Annotated in this window: 1 protein-coding gene; it reads left to right on the plus strand. The window is 69.2% G+C overall.

All coding sequences use genetic code 11. The annotated features are described in order from the left end of the window. On the plus strand, window positions 1-253 hold a 253-nt coding region (locus SB772_RS43435; protein ID WP_410838952.1), incomplete at both ends, for a hypothetical protein.

Consider the following 253-nt stretch of genomic DNA (forward strand, 5'->3'; position numbering starts at 1 on the left):
GCACACCATCATGCCGACTCACAACGTCGACGACGGCGGACTCCTCATGCTGGCTGCCCACGTTCTGGCCACGCTCGGGACAGCACTGGTGCTGGCGCGAGGCGAAGAATCCTTGTGGGCCGTGGCCGCGTGGCTGCGCCCAATCATCCGCCTGCCACGCCCGGTACCCCTCAGGACACCCCAAGTCGCGCATCCGTTCCTTGCACCGCCGGTTCCGCTCCGCAGCCGGCTCGGCCTTCGCTTGCCCTCCCGG

Origin of the sequence: Paraburkholderia sp. SIMBA_030 (genome assembly GCF_046535245.1) — a bacterium.
In the GTDB taxonomy this organism is placed as follows: domain Bacteria; phylum Pseudomonadota; class Gammaproteobacteria; order Burkholderiales; family Burkholderiaceae; genus Paraburkholderia.